The following is a 16,565-nucleotide window of genomic DNA, read 5'->3' on the forward strand; positions in this document are numbered from 1 at the left end:
CATGAACCTTTATCTACCTGTTCAGCGATCTGCGCGGCTTCTGCGGTGCGGACTCCTGCTATCCGGATGCCTGCTCGGCCCGCTGCCGGCGTACCCGCAGCCGATGGTTGCCTCCCGCCAGGCGATTCCGCCTTCCCCGAAATCCGTTTCGGTCGGCCAGGCGCTGCGCATCCTGGAAAAACGCTTTGACGTCACGTTTGGATATGCGCCGTCGACCGTCGAAAACCGGTATGCCGTCAACCGGCTCTGGAACGATGCCGACGCGCTCAGCGAAGCCCTCGACGCGTTGCTCGGACCTATTGACCTGACCTGGCAACCGGTCCGGAAAGATGTATTTGTCATCAAGCCCGTCGCCCGTCCCGAAAAAACAGTACTTCCTGCCGCACAGGACCGGACCATTCGGGGACGTGTAAAGGACGAAAACGGCGAAGGTATTCCCGGCGCCAGCGTGCAGCTCAAGGGTACTACTACCGGTACAGTGTCCGATAATACCGGGGCCTTTTCGCTTTCGGTACCTGAGGCCGACGGCACGCTCGTGATCTCCTTCGTCGGCTATGCCACGCAGGAAATTGCCCTTGCCGGCCGTACTTCTGTCGACGTCATCCTGAAACCCGATGTACAGGCGTTGAAGGAAGTGATGGTAGTCGGGTACGGTACCCAGGAGAAAAAGGACGTCACCGGCGCAGTCGCCGAAATCAAAGGCTCTGATATTCAAAACCTCCCGTCGGGCGGAGCGCAGCAGGCCCTGCAGGGACGGGCAGCAGGCGTCAACGTCATCCGCAACGGCGGCGCGCCGGGTAATGCCGGTTCTATCCAGATACGCGGCCTCGGTACGGTCAACGGCGCGGACCCGCTGGTGGTGATTGACGGCGTACCTTCGGGCACAATGAACGACGTCAACCCGAACGATATTGAATCCATTGACGTACTGAAAGACGCCTCTGCGTCCGCTATTTACGGTACCCGTGCCGCAAACGGCGTGGTCATCATTACGACGAAGCGGGGGAAATTTGACCATCCGATCAATGTGTCGGTCAACGGATATGCCGGGGTTTCCAACCGGATCAAAACCCTTCCGGTACTGGATGCGCCGACCTATACCGCCATCAAGCAGGAAGCCTATACCAATGACGGGCTGGAAGTACCGGATATCTGGAAAGACAAGGCCTATCAGACCCAGAAGACGAACTGGCAGGATGCGCTTTTCCGGCAGGGATCAACGGTCAACTACGATGTATCACTCCGCGGTGGCGGGAAGTACTCTTCCTTCTCGATTTCCGGCGGGTATTACGGGGAAGACGGGATCATCGGGAAATCCTACTACCGCCGCTATAACTTCCGGGTCAATTCCGACCACAAAATCGGCTCCAGACTGAAAATCGGGCAGAACTTCCAGTTCACCAATACGCACGACAACGCACCGAATACCACGTCGTCCCAGACCGGCCTGCTGTGGAGCGCCATTCGCTTCCACCCCGGCCTCCCGATCCGGAACGCAGACGGCTCCTACAGCTCCACGCAGGGACTGGGCGCTTTCGGCGACATCAACAACCCGATCTACACCGTTGATAATCAGGATCAAGACTTTGCCCGAAATCGCTTTCTGGGAAACCTGACGGGAGAATTCGAGATACTTCCCGGCCTGAAAGCCCGGGCCAACCTGGCACTGGACGCAACGTTCTCTGAAAACCGGACCTTTGAAGTGAAGGTCACCGACCAGTTCCGGACATCTTCTTTCAACCAGCTGACGCTGGTGCACGACAAGTACTGGTCGATGCTTCAGGAGTATTTCCTTTCCTACGACCGCCGCTTCGGCAAGCATTCCGTGAGCGTGGTAGGCGGGTATACGGCACAAACGTTCAACGATCTGAATGCTACCCAGCGCGGCCGGGATTTTGCCAGCGAAGACCCGAGCCTCCGGTATTTGCAGTATGCGGGATCGATCGTATCGGTAGCAGGTCAGGACGGCGGGCGTTCCTACGATGCCCTGGCCTCCTGGTTCGGACGGCTGAACTACGGTTTCCGGGATCGCTATCTGCTGACGGCCACGCTCCGGGCGGATGGCTCGTCGAAATTCGCGCCGGGTCGTCGCTGGGGATATTTCCCGGCCTTTTCAGTAGGCTGGCGCGTATCGGAAGAGCCTTTCTTCCAATCCATTCAACCCGTCGTCAACTCCCTGAAACTCACCGCCGGCTGGGGGCAGCTGGGTAATCAGAATGTCGGGTCGTTCCAGTATCTCGCGCTGATCAATACCAACTACCGGTATGCCTTCGGCGGAGGGAATGTGCTGGGCTCGGCTCAGAGCCGCCTTGCGAATACGAACATCGGCTGGGAAACGGCGGAGATGTCGAATTTCGGCCTGGAATCTTCCTTTTTCAATCACCGGCTGACGTTCGCGGCGACTTACTTCATCAAAGATACCCGGAACATGCTGCTCGCGCCGCCGTCGCTCGGTACCATCGGATCAGCAGCTATTCCCGACCAGAACGTCGGGCAGATGCGTAACCAGGGCCTCGAACTGGAGCTGGGCTACCGGAAAACGAGCGGCGATTTCACCTGGCATGTCGGCGCAAACGCCACGTTGATCCGGAATGAAGTCACCCGTCTCGCTACTGCCGGCGGCTTCCTCGCAGGCCCGCTGTATGGCCGCGGAACGCAGGAAGTAACCCGCACCTACCAGGGTCATCCGTACGGTACGTTTTACGGCTACCGGACCAGCGGCCTCTACCAAACGCAGGCGCAGATCGATTCCGACCCGAATATTGCCAAAGACACCCGCCGGGATCAGGGCCAGATCCGACCGGGGGATGTACGGTTTGTGGATCTGAACGGAGACGGCCTCATCGACGACAAGGACCGGACAATCCTGGGCAGCCCGCAGCCCAAAATCACCTATGGTCTCAACGCCGGGGTGACATACAAGCAGTTTGACCTTTCGCTGTTCTTTGTCGGTGTGGGAGGCGTGTCCATTTACAACGCCGACCGCATGCAGGGCCTGGACGCGAGCTATTCCTTCAACCTGTACCAGGACGCGACGCAGCGCTGGCACGGCGAAAATACCAGCAATACGGTTCCGCGGGTAAGCATCGATAATCCGAACCGCAACTTCCGTCCGTCCGATCTGTTCGTAGAGCGTGGCGACTTCCTGCGCCTCAAAAACCTGGTAGTGGGCTACAACCTGCCGAAAGACCTCGCCGGAAAACTGAAACTCTCGAACGCGCGGATTTACGTGACCGGCCAGAACGTCTTCACCCTGACGAAGTACTCCGGCCTCAACCCCGAGCTTGGCTACGTCAGCGGCAACCGGAACAACGGCGAATACATACAGCCGAACGTGGACTATGCCCAGTACCCCCTGGCCCGCACCTGGACCGCCGGTCTGTCGCTCACCTTCTGATCCTTTCCCCGACATGAAAAAGATACTGCTCAGCCTTCTTTGCCTCGGACTGGCGACCGGCTGCCAAAAAGACCTCCTCAACTCAACGCCGTACGGGCAGCTTACCTCGTCGCAGTACTGGCGGAACGGCAACGACGTCGTCGCGGCTGCCAACGCCTTGTATACGCCTCTGCTGTCGGAAGACGGATTCGTACATACCGAATGGGCGTTTGACAATTGTTCGGACGACATGAACCGGGCCGGCGACCATGCCGATGAAGGTCCGCTCGAACAGTTTACCTTCGACGCTTCGAACTCGAAGCTGCTGCTGACCTGGTCGACCAAATACGAAGTCATCTCCCGGGCAAATGCCCTCCTCCTCAACGCGCCGAAGGTGCAGATGGACAAGGCGCTTCAGGACCGTTCCCTGGGCGAGGCTTATTTCCTCCGGGGCTTTGTCTATTGGCGCTTGTCGCTGATTTACGGGGAAGTACCCCTGCTGCTGGAAGCTGACGCGCTGGCCAGCAATTACAACAAACCGAAGGCGTCTGTCGCTGATATCCGGAATCAGATCGAAGCCGACTGGAAAAAGGCGGCGGAGCTACTTCCGGCAACGTATGACGAAGCCAACCAGGGTCGCGTCAGCCAGGGAACAGCCTATGGATTCCTGGCCAAACTGTATGTGTATCAGGAAAAATGGGACCAGGCGATTGAGGCCGGTCGCAAGGTAACGGAAAACCAGGCTTACCGCCTCGCCGCCGATTTCGGCGATAATTTCCGGGTAGCCACGGAGCATAATCCTGAGATTCTCTTCGGACTGGAGTTTTCGACGGGCTGGACGGAAGACAACTGGTCGACCTACTACCATACCCCGCAGGCGTTTGGCGGCTGGGGTTTCCACGAGCCGATTCAGGACCTGGTGGATGAATTCGAAACCGGCGATCCGCGGCTCGCGCTGTCCATTTTCAGGCCGGGCGATCAGGTTGACCGCGGTGCGCAGGGTATCACGACCTTCACCAAAACGATGACGCGGGTCACGGGTTTTGCCTTCCGGAAATACACCAATTTCACGGCGTCGGGCGACATGGACCAGAACCTGAACGCGCCGCTCCTCCGTTCGGCGGACGTTTACCTGCTGGTATCGGAAGCCAAAATACGTTCCGGCAAAAACGGCGACGCCGAACTGAACGCCGTCCGGAAGCGCGCCGGGCTGTCAGCCAAAACCAATGCGACCATGAAAGACATCATGCACGAGCGCCGGGTGGAGCTGGCCGGTGAAAACGAACGGCATCAGGACCTGATGCGCTGGGACAAGGCGCAGCTGATCGACCTCGTCGCCCACTACAAAAAGGACCGCGGGCCGTATAAACCGGGGCGTACGTTTGTCCGGCCGAAGCACTACTACTTCCCGCTGCCGCAACGGCAGATCGACCTCAGCAACGGGGTATTGATTCAGAACAGTAACTATTGACAGAAAGAAAAAGCGGCTCCGGAGTAGTTCCGGAGCCGCTTTTCTAAGAGGTATTTCTCGTTGAAAAGCTACTTATTCTCCTCGAAATAAACCCGAACGGTATCGTTTATCTTTTGCGTTTCTTCCTGAATAGTTACCTGAATTTCTTTATCCTTCAGCTTAAAGCCAATGCTGTTTTTATTGATTTTTGTCAGCGTATTAAAATCAACAATGAATTCATCCGGTGCTTTCCAGTACCCTCTGAATGCATAGATGTGTTTGGAAAAAGGATCTGTAAAATACCGATAGGCGGTTCCGACAGGCAAGGGATAATCAACCTTCTTTCCGGATGGGTCTGTAACGCGGAAAACCATATCCTTACCAGTCACTGTAAGGAACCGGGCCGTTGAAATATTCAGGCTGTTCTTTTCAAAAATCAACTGCCGGTTGAACAGTATCTTCTCCTGATTGGCTGCTGTATTCTTCACAGGCAGTATACTTTCCACTTTTTTGGCAAAGGCAATCGCTTTTTGCAGGCTATCGGCAGCAGGCCGGTTTTCAGGGAGGGCATTCCGGTGAATGGAACGTCCGATGATGTCGTCGATTCCTCCTTTTTCATCCCAGTTGTACCCGCCGCCGGTAGCGACAACGATGGCGTTGTACAGCCTGTCGACATGAATGCGTTGTCCACCCCGGCCGACGGCATTAAACGAATGCGCGTTATCAACCCAGAATCCGTACCCATAGCCCTCGTCTCCGTCCAGCGGAATGTGAATGGAAGTTGCTTTTCGGATATAGGTTTCCGAAATAACGCGGGTGCCGTTCCATACGCCGTCATTCAACAACAGGCGCCCTATTCTGGCCATGTCGCGGGGTTTGAGAGCGAGGTCGCCCCATCCATAGTTAATGCCTTTGTCGTTTTTCGTCCAGTAGAAATGCGTAATATCCAGGGGTTTAAACAGGTATTTGTCCGCGAATTTTTCGGGGACCTGTTTGGTAGCGCGGAACAAAATTTCAGCAAGGAGGTAGTAGTTACAACTACAATAGGAAAACTTCTTTCCCGGAGTTGAGATGCTGGGAATATGGAAAATAAACGCCGGCCAGTCGGATACCTTGAAAAGCTGAGCGAATAGCGCGTCCTCATTATTCGATCTGCAATCCAGGCCGGAACTCATCGTTAATAAGTCTTTTATCGTGAGGGTTTCGAAGTTCGGACTATAGGATTTAATCTCCGGAAAGTATTTCCGGACCAATTCATTTTCGTCCCGGATAAATCCCTTGTCAATAGCGATACCGATCAGCAGGGAAGTTACGGATTTTGTGCACGACGCGATGTCGTGCTGCATGCCGCGATGTCGTGCTGCATGCCGCGGGCATAGGGATAGAAACAGGCGTCAAACAGGACTTTATCATCCCGGATAATCATCAGGCTGTGGATATTTACCTGCTGATTTCTGACGTAGGGGAAAAGTTCGAGCAGTACCGGAGACGAAAACCCTCCTTTCTCCGGATTACCTGTCTGAAACGCATGAAAATGGTTCTTTTGTGACTGCGAAAAAGCAGGCCCAGCAAAGCCCAAAACCAGGAATAGCAACAGTTTTTGTATCATCGAATAAGAATGCGGGAGAAAACCGGCGGTGTTTTCAGAGATTCCATACCGGCATACAAAACCTGGTGCATCCCCGACCGGCAGAACCAAAGTACGTAAATTTCCGGCACCCGGCCTGCAGAGAGATTCAGGTCATTCCGGGCATTCGAAAGCCGTTTTCGGGCATTCTTTTTATTTTCGGGGCAGATTCCGGATACCATCCATGACCACTCCCCACACCGAACCGAGGGAACTCCTCACTCCCAGGCAATTTATCATCCTGTCTATTGCTACTTTCGGGCTATATGACCTGTGGTGGATCTTCAAAAGCTGGCGTTTTTTCCGGGACAGGGAGCAGTCGTCCATCCACTCGGCCATGCGGGCGATGTTCAGCGTCTTTTACCTGATTCCGCTGCTGAAACGGATCCGGACTTTTGCGGCGGAAACCGGCTATTCAACGCGTTTTTCGCCGTGGGGAATCTACCTGGCGACTTTTCTCCTGAACTTGCCGTCGGTGCTGCCGGAACCGCTCTCGTATCTCTCCGTCTTTTCGTGCCTTCCGCTCTTACCCGCGCTGAACGCCCTGAATTTCGCTATTCTTCAGACGGAGGGAGATCAGGCCGTTGTTCAGACGTCGTACAACCGGCGGCAGCGGTTGCTGCTCATTGCCGGCGGTTTCGTCTGGCTGGTGGGTATCCTGGCGGTTATCGGTCAGCTGATGATGGCGGCTGCGCCCAGAGAAGCTCTCCCACCGTATCAGGGTTAATGACGCCCCGGTCATCTTTGAAGTAAAACTGGTGCAGGCGATAGGTAGCCGGCGGGAAATCGTTTTTCCGAAGAAGAACATTCAGGGTATATCCCGGGCGGGTGGCCCGGCCGCTGTCCAGAAACCGCAGAACGCCGTTCCGCATGTGCAGGGCCGGCAGCAAAAACGTATCACGTTCCGACGTCATCGCAATCGCATACCCTTCTCCCTTTTCCTGTATCGCCGGAGCCTCCTCGTTCCGGAGAGAGACCGCGTAAACGACCCCGTTGTCGAGCAGATCAACGCGAAGGTCCTGGCAGGGCGTGAAACCGGCAGCCGACTCGAGGCGGTTCCGGTAAGCTTTAACGAGGAGCGGAGGAGCAGGAAGCAGCGCTTTATTCTGCTCCTTCCCGAAAAAGGAATGGTAGTAGTTTTCGTAGAAGGAAGTTGCCTGGTAAATGACCCATTTCCCCCTGTTGAGGTAATTGGTATATCCGATATCGAGGATCGCGCGCTGATTCAGGAGAATGGGATAGATGCTGCATTGCCAGACCAGCCAGAAGGCGGCTGTAAATGCGAGCGAACCGCCGAGCAGCCACGCACGCCAGGAGCTGTTGCGTGTCAGACAGGCGAGCGCGAAAAAGCCGTTTGCAATCGCCGCCACCGAGTAGGTATAGTACCGGCTTTTGAAGACCACGAAAGAGGCTTCGCCGGCGCTTCGCCCGAAGGTGATGAAGGCATAGGTCATCAACAGAAACAATGAAGTGCCGGCAATGGCAGCAGCGATACGGTCGGGCTCTCCGGCGGCAGAGCGGCGCAAAGCCATGCGGAATACCAGCAGATAAAGGATCAACAGCATGATTCCTACGTATATGGCCGGGTTGCGTGCGGAAAATGCGACCCCGCCGTCGGAAAAATCAAGGAGGGAACGCTCGATCAGCACGGCTCCGCCCGGACCTGCCACCAGGTTCACAGACTTGGCCCAGAAGCTGTCAAAAACCGTGGACAGGGATCGTCCGGAATGCGTCTCTCCCAGGCGTACTCCGGCCAGGTAGAGGCTGATTGAAAAGAGCAGTCCGGCCAGCCACACAGGAAGAAACCTCCGTTCCTGATTTATCAGAAGAATAAGAACGCCCGTCGGCCACACCGCCATGCCGTTCCCCGACGAAAATGTACAGATGAAAGCGGTCACCAGCGCGGCTGCCACGTACCCGCCGGACAGCTTCCGCGAAAGCAGAAAAACCGTCAGAAAACAAAGAAACACGACTGAAAAATGCTGTAGAGCAGCCATTGTCCAGTAAGCGGTCTGGTAGCTGGCGCCGGATAGCAGTACACCCGTTATAACCACGCCCCACCAGGGTGAAAGCCCGGTCCTGTTCAGCCATTTCCAGTAAATCAGCAGGACGCCTGTCCACAGCAGAGCAGCGCTCAGGCAGAAAAACGGAAGGGGTACCGTTTCGGAAAAAAGCTGGCCAATAAAGACAATCAGGCTCAGCGCCAACAGACGGTGCTCTACGTAGTTGTTCGAGAAAAGAACAAGCGCCTTTTCGCCCGGTGTGATTTCTTCGGAGAGACGGCGCCAATACTCATAAATGGCCGGCAAATCATCTCCAAATGGAACAGGCGATGAAAAAAAATAAACAAAAAACAAAAAGATAGCAGTAATTCCCAAACTCACGAACCACGCCGCACGCTGCTCCCCGATTGCGGAAGCAAGAACTTTACTCAGATTCATAAAGCTATTCGTTTCTAAGGGGGTTAATCCGGACCTGAACGCATTCAGAATTAATCGTAAATGTATTATTTCCGGAGTTTTATCCCGCTTTCATTTCTTAATAATTATCAATATATTTTTCACTATCATCTCATCTGTTATCATACTTCAATTTACGAAAAGGTTATCCCCGTGGTTTACCGTTCCGTCAATGCTTCCGGCGCCTACACCGGCTTTCAATCTGCAGATGCCCCGTGTTCGAATCCGAACGGATTATTGTCCGGTTTCGAACAGACGGCTTCTTTAAGAATACTCACAATCAGTCAGTTATAAAATCAGACTTTCAGCGGCATAACTTTAGCGGGTAGTCTGTCCGATCAACTGCTTCCGTTATGCTGCGCAATTATTTTCTGGTTGCTTACCGTACCCTCCTCCGCTACAAGGCCTATACGACTTTGAACGTCCTGGGACTTTCACTCGGGCTTACCTGCGGTATTCTGATCTTTCAGGTACTGAAGTTTCAGCTGAGTTACGACGGCTACCACTCCCGCAAGGACCGGATTTACCGGGTAATGACCGATTTTTATTCGGACGGCGTCGGTCACTCGGGAGGCGTCCCCACTCCCATGGGTCAGGCCCTGCGGAACGACTTCGCCTTTCTCGAAAAAATCAGCATGATCTTCGATCAGCATGATATTCTGGTAACCATACCGGACGACAAGGGGCGGGCCGTCCGGAAATTCAACGAGGAGCAGCTGATCTCCTATGCCGAGCCGGATTTGTTCGAAATCCTCGATTACCAATGGCAGGCCGGTAATCCGCGCCTGTCGCTCACGCAGCCGAACACCGCCGTCATCACCCGGAAACTTGCGCAGAAGTATTTCGGCGATGCAGATCCGGTCGGCAAGCGACTCAGAATCAGCAATGATCTGGATGTCAAAATCACCGGCGTCCTCGGCGACATCCCGGACAATACCGACCGCCGCACCGAACTGTTTATCTCCTGGGCTACCCTGAAGAATTACAAGGGCGCAGGCGGAGCAGGCATGGATAACTGGGGTGGCGTCAATTCAAGCATGCACTGCTTTGTTCTCACACGGGACGGCACGGGCGAAGCGACCGCAGCCAAAGCCATGACCGGCTTCATCAAAAAATACCACCCGCGGGACGCCAAAGAATGGGGGCACCCGTTTATCCCCCTTTCGCAGATACACTTCGCCACCGACTACGACGGAACGATGAGCAAGCGCCAGTTGTACGCCCTCGGCGTCATCGGTTTGTTCCTTATCCTGACGGCCTGCATCAACTTCGTCAACCTCGCTACGGCGCAAGCCCTGAAACGCTCCCGGGAAGTCGGCGTCCGGAAAGTCATCGGCGGAACGAAACCGCAGCTGTTCTGGCAGTTCATTGCCGAAACCGGCCTGATTACCGTATTGTCGGTTGTCCTGGCGATCCTGCTTGCGGAGATAACGCTGCCTTCGCTCAACAGCTGGGTGTATGAAACGGCGGGTCTCAACCTCTTCGGCAATCTCCGGCTGCTGTCGGACGGCCCGATGGCGCTCTTCCTGCTGGCCTTGCTCGCGCTGGTTACCCTGCTGGTAGGGTCGTATCCAGGTCTGGTGCTGGCCGGGTTCCAGCCCGTCGCCGCACTGAAAGGCAAGATCAGTACCCAGCAGGTAGGCGGCATGTCTATCCGCCGGAGCCTGGTGGTGTTGCAGTTTGTGCTGACACAGTTGTTGATTATCGGCAGTATTGTCGTGACCCGGCAGATGGAGTTTTTCCGGGGAAAAGACATCGGCTACGACCCTTCGGCTGTAGTGTTGCTCAACATCCCTACTTCCGACAAGGCTACGGAAGCCCTCCGCTATCGTTTTTCGCAGGTTCCGGGCGTAGAAAAAGTATCCTTCAGCTCTTTCGCTCCGACGAGCCAGAGTAACAATAACACCAGCCACCGGTTCGACACCCGTCAGGAAGACGAGAAATGGTCGGTCAATACCAAACCGGGCGACAGCCATTACCTCGAAACGTATGGGTTGAAACTTGTCGCCGGAAAGAATATAGCCGAATCCGATACGACCCGCGGATTCCTCGTCAACGAAACCTATGTACGGCGCCTCGGCGGCAAACTGAAACCTGCGGATGTAGTCGGCCGTACGCTTGAGGTCTGGGACCGCCGGTACCCGATTGTCGGCGTTATGAAGGACTGGAATAACCTGTCACTTCACAACGAAATTCAGCCTATTGCGGTCTTCGCCGACCGGGGCCGGTACCACACCGCCGGTATCAAAGTCAATACCGCTCATCTGAACGAAACGCTGGCCGGTATCGAGCGCGTCTGGAACGAAACCTATCCGGATCACCTCTACAACCGTACCTTTCTGGACGAGCGGATCGCCAATGCCTATCAAACGGAAAACCTGATTCTGCAACTGATCCGGGCGTTTTCCGGCATTGCCATCGTGATCGGTTGCCTGGGCCTGTACGGCCTGGTGAGCTTCATGGCGGCGCAGAAAACGAAGGAAATCGGTGTGCGGAAGGTACTCGGCGCGACGGTCCCCCAGATTCTGGCGCTTTTCGGCCGGGAATTCGGCAAGCTCATTCTCCTCGCCTTCGTCGTAGCGGCGCCGGCCGGCTGGTGGGTCATGTCGCAGTGGCTCGAAGACTATACCTACCGGATTCCGATCGGCTGGCCGGTATTCGCCGTGGCGATTGTGACGACAACCATCATCGCCGCCATTACCGTCGGCTGGCAGTCCTTCCGGGCCGCCACCGCCAATCCCGCAAGCAGTCTTAAAAGCGAATAAACAGCACAAGGGCAGGGGGCTGATACCCCCTGCCCCCTGCCCTCTGCCCCATGCTCAAAAACTACATTCTCGTCGCCTGGCGGACCCTGCTCCGCTACAAGGGATATACCCTGCTCAACACGCTGGGGCTGACCCTGGGCCTGACCTGCTGCCTATTGATCTTTCAGGTCGTCAATTTTCACACGAGCTTCGAAAAGCACCATTCAAAGGCGGGGCGGGTCGTGGAAGTTGTCACGGAAACGAATACCGAAAACGGCATCCGGCGGTCTCCGGGCGTACCGGCTCCGATCGGAAAGGCGCTGCGCTCCGACTATGCCTTCCTCGAAAAGGTATCCATGATCATGGGCGTTGGAAACCGGCTGCTGACGGTACCTGATCAAAAGGGCCGCGCCATCCGGAAGTTCAAGGAGGAAAATGCGATCTGCTTCACCGAGCCCGACTATTTCGACATCCTGGACTATCAGTGGGTCCACGGCTCCGCGCGCAGCCTGGCGCAACCGAATACCGTTGTCCTGACGCAGAAAATGGCGGAAAAGTACTTTGGAAGCGACGACCCCCGAGGGAAATTTCTCAAGCTGGACAACGCCATCGACCTGAAAGTCACCGGCGTCGTCGCCGATATTCCCGAAAATACCAACCGCCGGAACGAAGTATTCATTTCCTGGGCTTCGATGCCGAAGGAATGGGACGGCATTACGGTGGACAACTGGGGATGGACGAACTCCACGACCAACTGCCTGCTTCTGTTCCGGAATACAGCCGACATCGCGCTGATGAACAAGCTCATGCCGGCTTTCCGCAAAAAATACGTAGGCGAGCTATGGAAAGAAGGTGCATACCCGCTGATTCCGCTGCTGGAATTGCATACCAACCCGGACTTCGGCGGGGGTAGTAATACCATGCTGTATGTGCTGGCTTCGATCGGCGTTTTCCTGCTGCTGACGGCCTGTATCAACTTTGTAAACCTGGCGACGGCGCAGGCGCTGCGGCGTTCGAAGGAAGTCGGCGTGCGGAAGGTCATCGGCGGCACGCGCAGCCAGCTCCTCGGGCAGTTTCTGGCCGAAACGGCCTTGATTACCGTTCTTTCCGCCGCATTGGCAGTAGGTCTGGCCGAGATTTTATTGCCGGCTTTCAACAACCTGATGAAGGAACAGAACGGGATGAATTTCACGGGTACTTTCCGGTTTTTCTCTGACCCTTCGCTATGGGCATTTACGCTCGCGCTGATCGTGGCGGTGACGCTGTTTGCCGGCGCGTATCCGGGCTTCATCCTTGCCGGTTTCCAGCCTGTCGCCGCGTTGAAAGGGAAGATCACTACGCAGCAGGTAGGCGGCCTGTCGGTCCGGAGAAGCCTGGTCGTGATACAGTTCGTCATCACACAGGTACTGCTGATCAGTACGCTGGTCGTCACGCAGCAAATGGGTTTCTACCGGAGCAAAGATATCGGCTATGACCCGTCGGCGGTACTCATCGTGCCCGTTCCGTCTCCGAAAGACGCGCCGCTGCAAACGCTTCGCAACCGGTTCGGCCAGGTTCCGGGAGTAGAGTCGGTGTCGTTCTGTTTTGCACCGCCAACCTCCGGGATGAATGCCACAAGTACCTTCCGATTCGGGTCGCGCCCGGAAAACGAAAACTGGGGCGTCAACGTCAAACCGGCTGATCATCAATACATTTCGACCTATGGCCTGAAGCTGGTTGCGGGCCGGAATCTGTCAGAAAGCGATACAACGAACGGCTATGTCGTCAATGAAACCTTCGTCAAAAAAATCGGGCAGAAAGTCCCGGATATTGTCGGCCAGAACCTGGAAGTATGGGGAACGGCCGCGCCGATTGTAGGCGTTGTCCGCGACTTCAACAACCAGTCTCTCCGCCAGGAAATCAATCCGCTGGCGATTTTCTCGAACCGGGAATTTGAGCGGACGGCCAACATCCGGGTGAATACGGCCGACCTGCCGAAGACCATTGCCGGTATTGAAAAAATCTGGAACGAGACCTTCCCCGAGCATTTGTTTGAACAAAGTTTTCTGGACGAGCGGATTGCCCGCCTTTACAAGCAGGAGTCGCTGATGCTGCAGGCCATCCGGCTGTTCTCGTTCATTGCGATTTTCATCGGCTGCCTTGGCCTGTATGGCCTCGTCAGTTTCATGGCGGCGCAGAAAACCAAGGAAATCGGCGTCCGGAAAGTACTCGGCGCGAGTGTGACGCAGATTCTCGGCCTTTTCGGAATGGAATTCGGAAAGCTGATTTTCTTCGCCTTCGTCGTAGCCGCTCCGCTGGCCTGGTGGGGCATGTCGAAATGGCTGGAAGAATATACATACCGTATTTCGATCGGCTGGACGGTCTTTGCGATGGCAATCGGCGTGACGGTTCTCATCGCGGGTATGACCGTCGGCTGGCAGTCTTTCCGGGCGGCCACCACCAACCCGACCAATAGTCTCAAAAGTGAATAAACGGCGTGGAGCCCCGTGCTCCATGCCCGCTGGCCATGCTCAAAAGCTATACCCTCCTCGCCCTCCGGAACCTGTGGAAAAACAAGGTTTCGTCGTTCGTCAACCTCGCCGGGCTGACGGCAGGACTCACCTGCTGCCTCCTGATCGGGTTGTACCTGCAATACGAACTGCGGTTTGACCGGTTTCAGCCGAAGGGCGACCGGATCGCGCGGGTAGTGATGGCCTACAAGTTTGACGGGAGCACGCAGGTAGAAAAGGTACCGGTGACGAGCACGAAAGTGGCGCCGGTTTTTCGCCGGACTTTTCCCGAAGTCGAAGCGGCAGTACGGATGACGGCCAATGACCTGGTGGTTCTCCGCCGGGGAAATGACCTGGTTTCTGAACCACATTTTCTGTATACCGATTCAACCTTTTTTCAGGTTTTTGAAGCCGATTTTGTCGCCGGAAATCCGGCAAAAGCCCTGAACGGTCCGTACAAGGTAGTCCTCACCGAATCATCTGCCCGGAAGTATTTCGGAACGATGAATCCGGTGGGAAAGCTCCTGCAAACCGGGAAGGATACCATTCAGTATGAGGTAACGGGGGTAGTCCGCGATTACCCGCCGACCTCCCAGATCCGTTTCGATTTTCTGGCGTCCTTTTCCACCCTGCACGCCAACCAGGAGGAGAGCTATTTCAACGCCAATTTCATCACGTATCTGCTCTTGAAAGATAAGAATGCCTTCGGCCCGCTGGAAGCCAAGATCAATCCCTTCATGAAGAAGGAAATGGCCGGCTCGGGGGCAAGTATTTCCTATTCATTGGAGCCTTTCGGAGACATTCACCTGCATTCTCCATACGACGCGTTCGTCCCCAATACCCATATCGATTACCTGTATATCCTTGCGGGAGTCGCGCTGCTGATCCTCGCGATTGTCGGCTTCACGTACATCAACCTGAGTACGGCCCGGTCGGTAGAGCGCGCCCGCGAAGTAGGCGTCCGGAAGGTCATCGGCGCAGGGAATAACCAGCTTTTCTGGCAGTTTATCGGAGAATCAGGCGTGATCTGCCTGGTAGCGATGCTGTTGAGCCTCGACCTGGTTACGCTGCTGCTGCCGTGGTTCAATAACCTGGCCGACAAGTCGCTTTCTGCCAGAGACTTGCTGTCAGCGCCCTTTCTACTGTTCAGCCTGGGTATCACGCTGGTCGTCAGCCTGCTGGCCGGCAGCTACCCGGCACTGGTACTGACCGGATTCCAGCCCGTGAAGGTACTCAAGGGTACGTTCCGGCATACGGGCTCCGGGCGGCGGGTGCAGCAGTCGCTCATTGTGTTTCAGTTCGCGATTACGCTGTTTCTGATCGTCGCGACGCTCGTCATCCGCAGTCAGCTACAGTTGATCCGCAGTAAAAACCTCGGGTACGACCGCGAGCATGTCGTCGAAATCCTCGTTGATCACCGCGCGCTGACCAACCTGAATACCCTCAAGCAGGAGCTGAAAACGAATCCGAACGTTCTTCATGTCTCCCGTTGCGTAGCCACGCCAGTGGACATCTACAGCGGCTATAACATGCGGACGGCCACGATGCCGGAAAACGAACAGATACCTGTCATCGGCAATCCGGTAGACGAAGAATACCTTCAGACGTCCGGCATTCAGCTTGTCGCCGGAAGCAACTTCAGTCAGCAGGATATCCGCGACGTCGATTTTCCGGAGTGGGGTGACCGGAAATATCACTTCATCCTGAACGAAAGTGCCGCCCGGCAGCTCGGCTGGACGCCTGCAGAAGCGATCGGCAAGCGGATGTTTCTCGACAATCTCCGGCCGGGTATCGTCCGGGGCGTCGTAAAGGATTTCCACTTTCAGTCGCTCCACGAGCCGATCCGTTCCCTGGTACTGTCTCCCGAAATACGGGGGCGCCGGCTATTGGTCCGGCTCAGCGGACACCAGCTGCCCGAAACCCTGGCCTTCCTCCAGCGGAAATGGAAACAGGTAGTTCCGACGATGCCTTTTGAGTATAAATTTCTGGACGACAAGTACAACGGTATCTACCGCGCCGAGCTGCAACTGGGTGATGTGATGAGCGTTTTCACGACCCTGTCGCTGGTACTGGCCTGCCTCGGTTTGTTCGGACTGACGTCCTACATTGTGCAGCAGCGTATCAAGGAAATCGGTATCCGGAAGGTACTCGGCGCATCGGTTTCGGGGATCGTCGTGTTGATTTCCGGTGGATTTGTCCGCCTGGTACTGATTGCCCTGGCCATTGCGTTTCCGCTGGCCTGGTTCGCGGCTGACCACTGGCTCAGCGGCTTTGCCTATCATGTCCGGATTGCCTGGTGGATATTCGCCGCCGCCGGCGCCGGTACACTGGGAGTAACCTTGCTGACGGTAGGCTTCCAGGCTGTGAAAGCTGCCTGGATGAATCCTGTCAAAAGTCTCAAAAGTGAATAGCAACCGCAG

9 protein-coding genes are annotated in these 16,565 nt (G+C 55.8%); 6 read left to right on the top strand and 3 right to left on the bottom strand.

Translation table 11 applies throughout. The features are described 5' to 3' along the window. Position 1 precedes the first annotated feature (1 nt). Positions 2 to 3,397 (top strand): SusC/RagA family TonB-linked outer membrane protein, encoded by a 3,396-nt coding sequence (locus BLR09_RS07000; protein WP_093199519.1) that lies wholly within the window; start codon positions 2 to 4, stop codon positions 3,395 to 3,397. 13 nt (positions 3,398 to 3,410) lie between these two features. Beyond that, on the top strand, positions 3,411 to 4,847 hold the full coding sequence (locus BLR09_RS07005) for a RagB/SusD family nutrient uptake outer membrane protein (protein ID WP_093199522.1): 1,437 nt from the start codon (positions 3,411 to 3,413) through the stop codon (positions 4,845 to 4,847). Positions 4,848 to 4,915: 68 nt separating this feature from the next. On the opposite strand, the gene BLR09_RS07010 is transcribed toward BLR09_RS07005, so the two are convergent. Together BLR09_RS07010 and BLR09_RS07015 are read right to left on the bottom strand one after the other, a co-directional pair. After that, complete coding sequence (locus BLR09_RS07010) at positions 4,916 to 6,172, bottom strand: serine hydrolase domain-containing protein (protein WP_093199525.1); 1,257 nt, start codon at positions 6,170 to 6,172, stop codon at positions 4,916 to 4,918. Continuing rightward, complete coding sequence (locus BLR09_RS07015) at positions 6,136 to 6,435, bottom strand: hypothetical protein (protein WP_093199527.1); 300 nt, start codon at positions 6,433 to 6,435, stop codon at positions 6,136 to 6,138. The genes BLR09_RS07010 and BLR09_RS07015 overlap by 37 nt, the downstream gene beginning before the upstream one ends. A gap of 202 nt (positions 6,436 to 6,637) precedes the next feature. Here BLR09_RS07015 and BLR09_RS07025 point away from each other — a divergent pair, with 202 nt between their 5' ends. Then, positions 6,638 to 7,180 carry a hypothetical protein gene (locus BLR09_RS07025; RefSeq protein WP_093199532.1) on the top strand — a complete coding sequence of 181 codons (543 nt, stop codon included), beginning with the start codon at positions 6,638 to 6,640 and terminating at the stop codon, positions 7,178 to 7,180. On the opposite strand, the gene BLR09_RS07030 is transcribed toward BLR09_RS07025, so the two are convergent. Further along, positions 7,119 to 8,894, bottom strand: coding sequence for a hypothetical protein (locus BLR09_RS07030; RefSeq protein WP_143011046.1), 1,776 nt, complete (start codon positions 8,892 to 8,894; stop codon positions 7,119 to 7,121). The genes BLR09_RS07025 and BLR09_RS07030 overlap by 62 nt on opposite strands. A 371-nt stretch (positions 8,895 to 9,265) precedes the next feature. Between BLR09_RS07030 and BLR09_RS07035 the strand changes: the two genes are divergently transcribed. The 3 genes from BLR09_RS07035 to BLR09_RS07045 are packed head-to-tail and all read left to right on the top strand — an operon-like array spanning position 9,266 to position 16,556. Beyond that, positions 9,266 to 11,677, top strand: coding sequence for an ABC transporter permease (locus BLR09_RS07035; RefSeq protein ID WP_093199537.1), 2,412 nt, complete (start codon positions 9,266 to 9,268; stop codon positions 11,675 to 11,677). A 50-nt stretch (positions 11,678 to 11,727) separates the two neighbouring features. Beyond that, entirely contained in the window at positions 11,728 to 14,127 is a 2,400-nt protein-coding gene (locus BLR09_RS07040; protein WP_093199539.1) for an ABC transporter permease, read from the top strand. Positions 14,128 to 14,132: 5 nt separating this feature from the next. Further along, positions 14,133 to 16,556: an ABC transporter permease gene (locus BLR09_RS07045; RefSeq protein WP_176785482.1), complete on the top strand. Its 2,424-nt coding sequence runs from the start codon at positions 14,133 to 14,135 to the stop codon at positions 16,554 to 16,556. Positions 16,557 to 16,565: the final 9 nt, after the last annotated feature.

Source organism: Siphonobacter aquaeclarae (genome assembly GCF_900103285.1).
Classification (GTDB): Bacteria; Bacteroidota; Bacteroidia; order Cytophagales; family Spirosomataceae; genus Siphonobacter; species Siphonobacter aquaeclarae.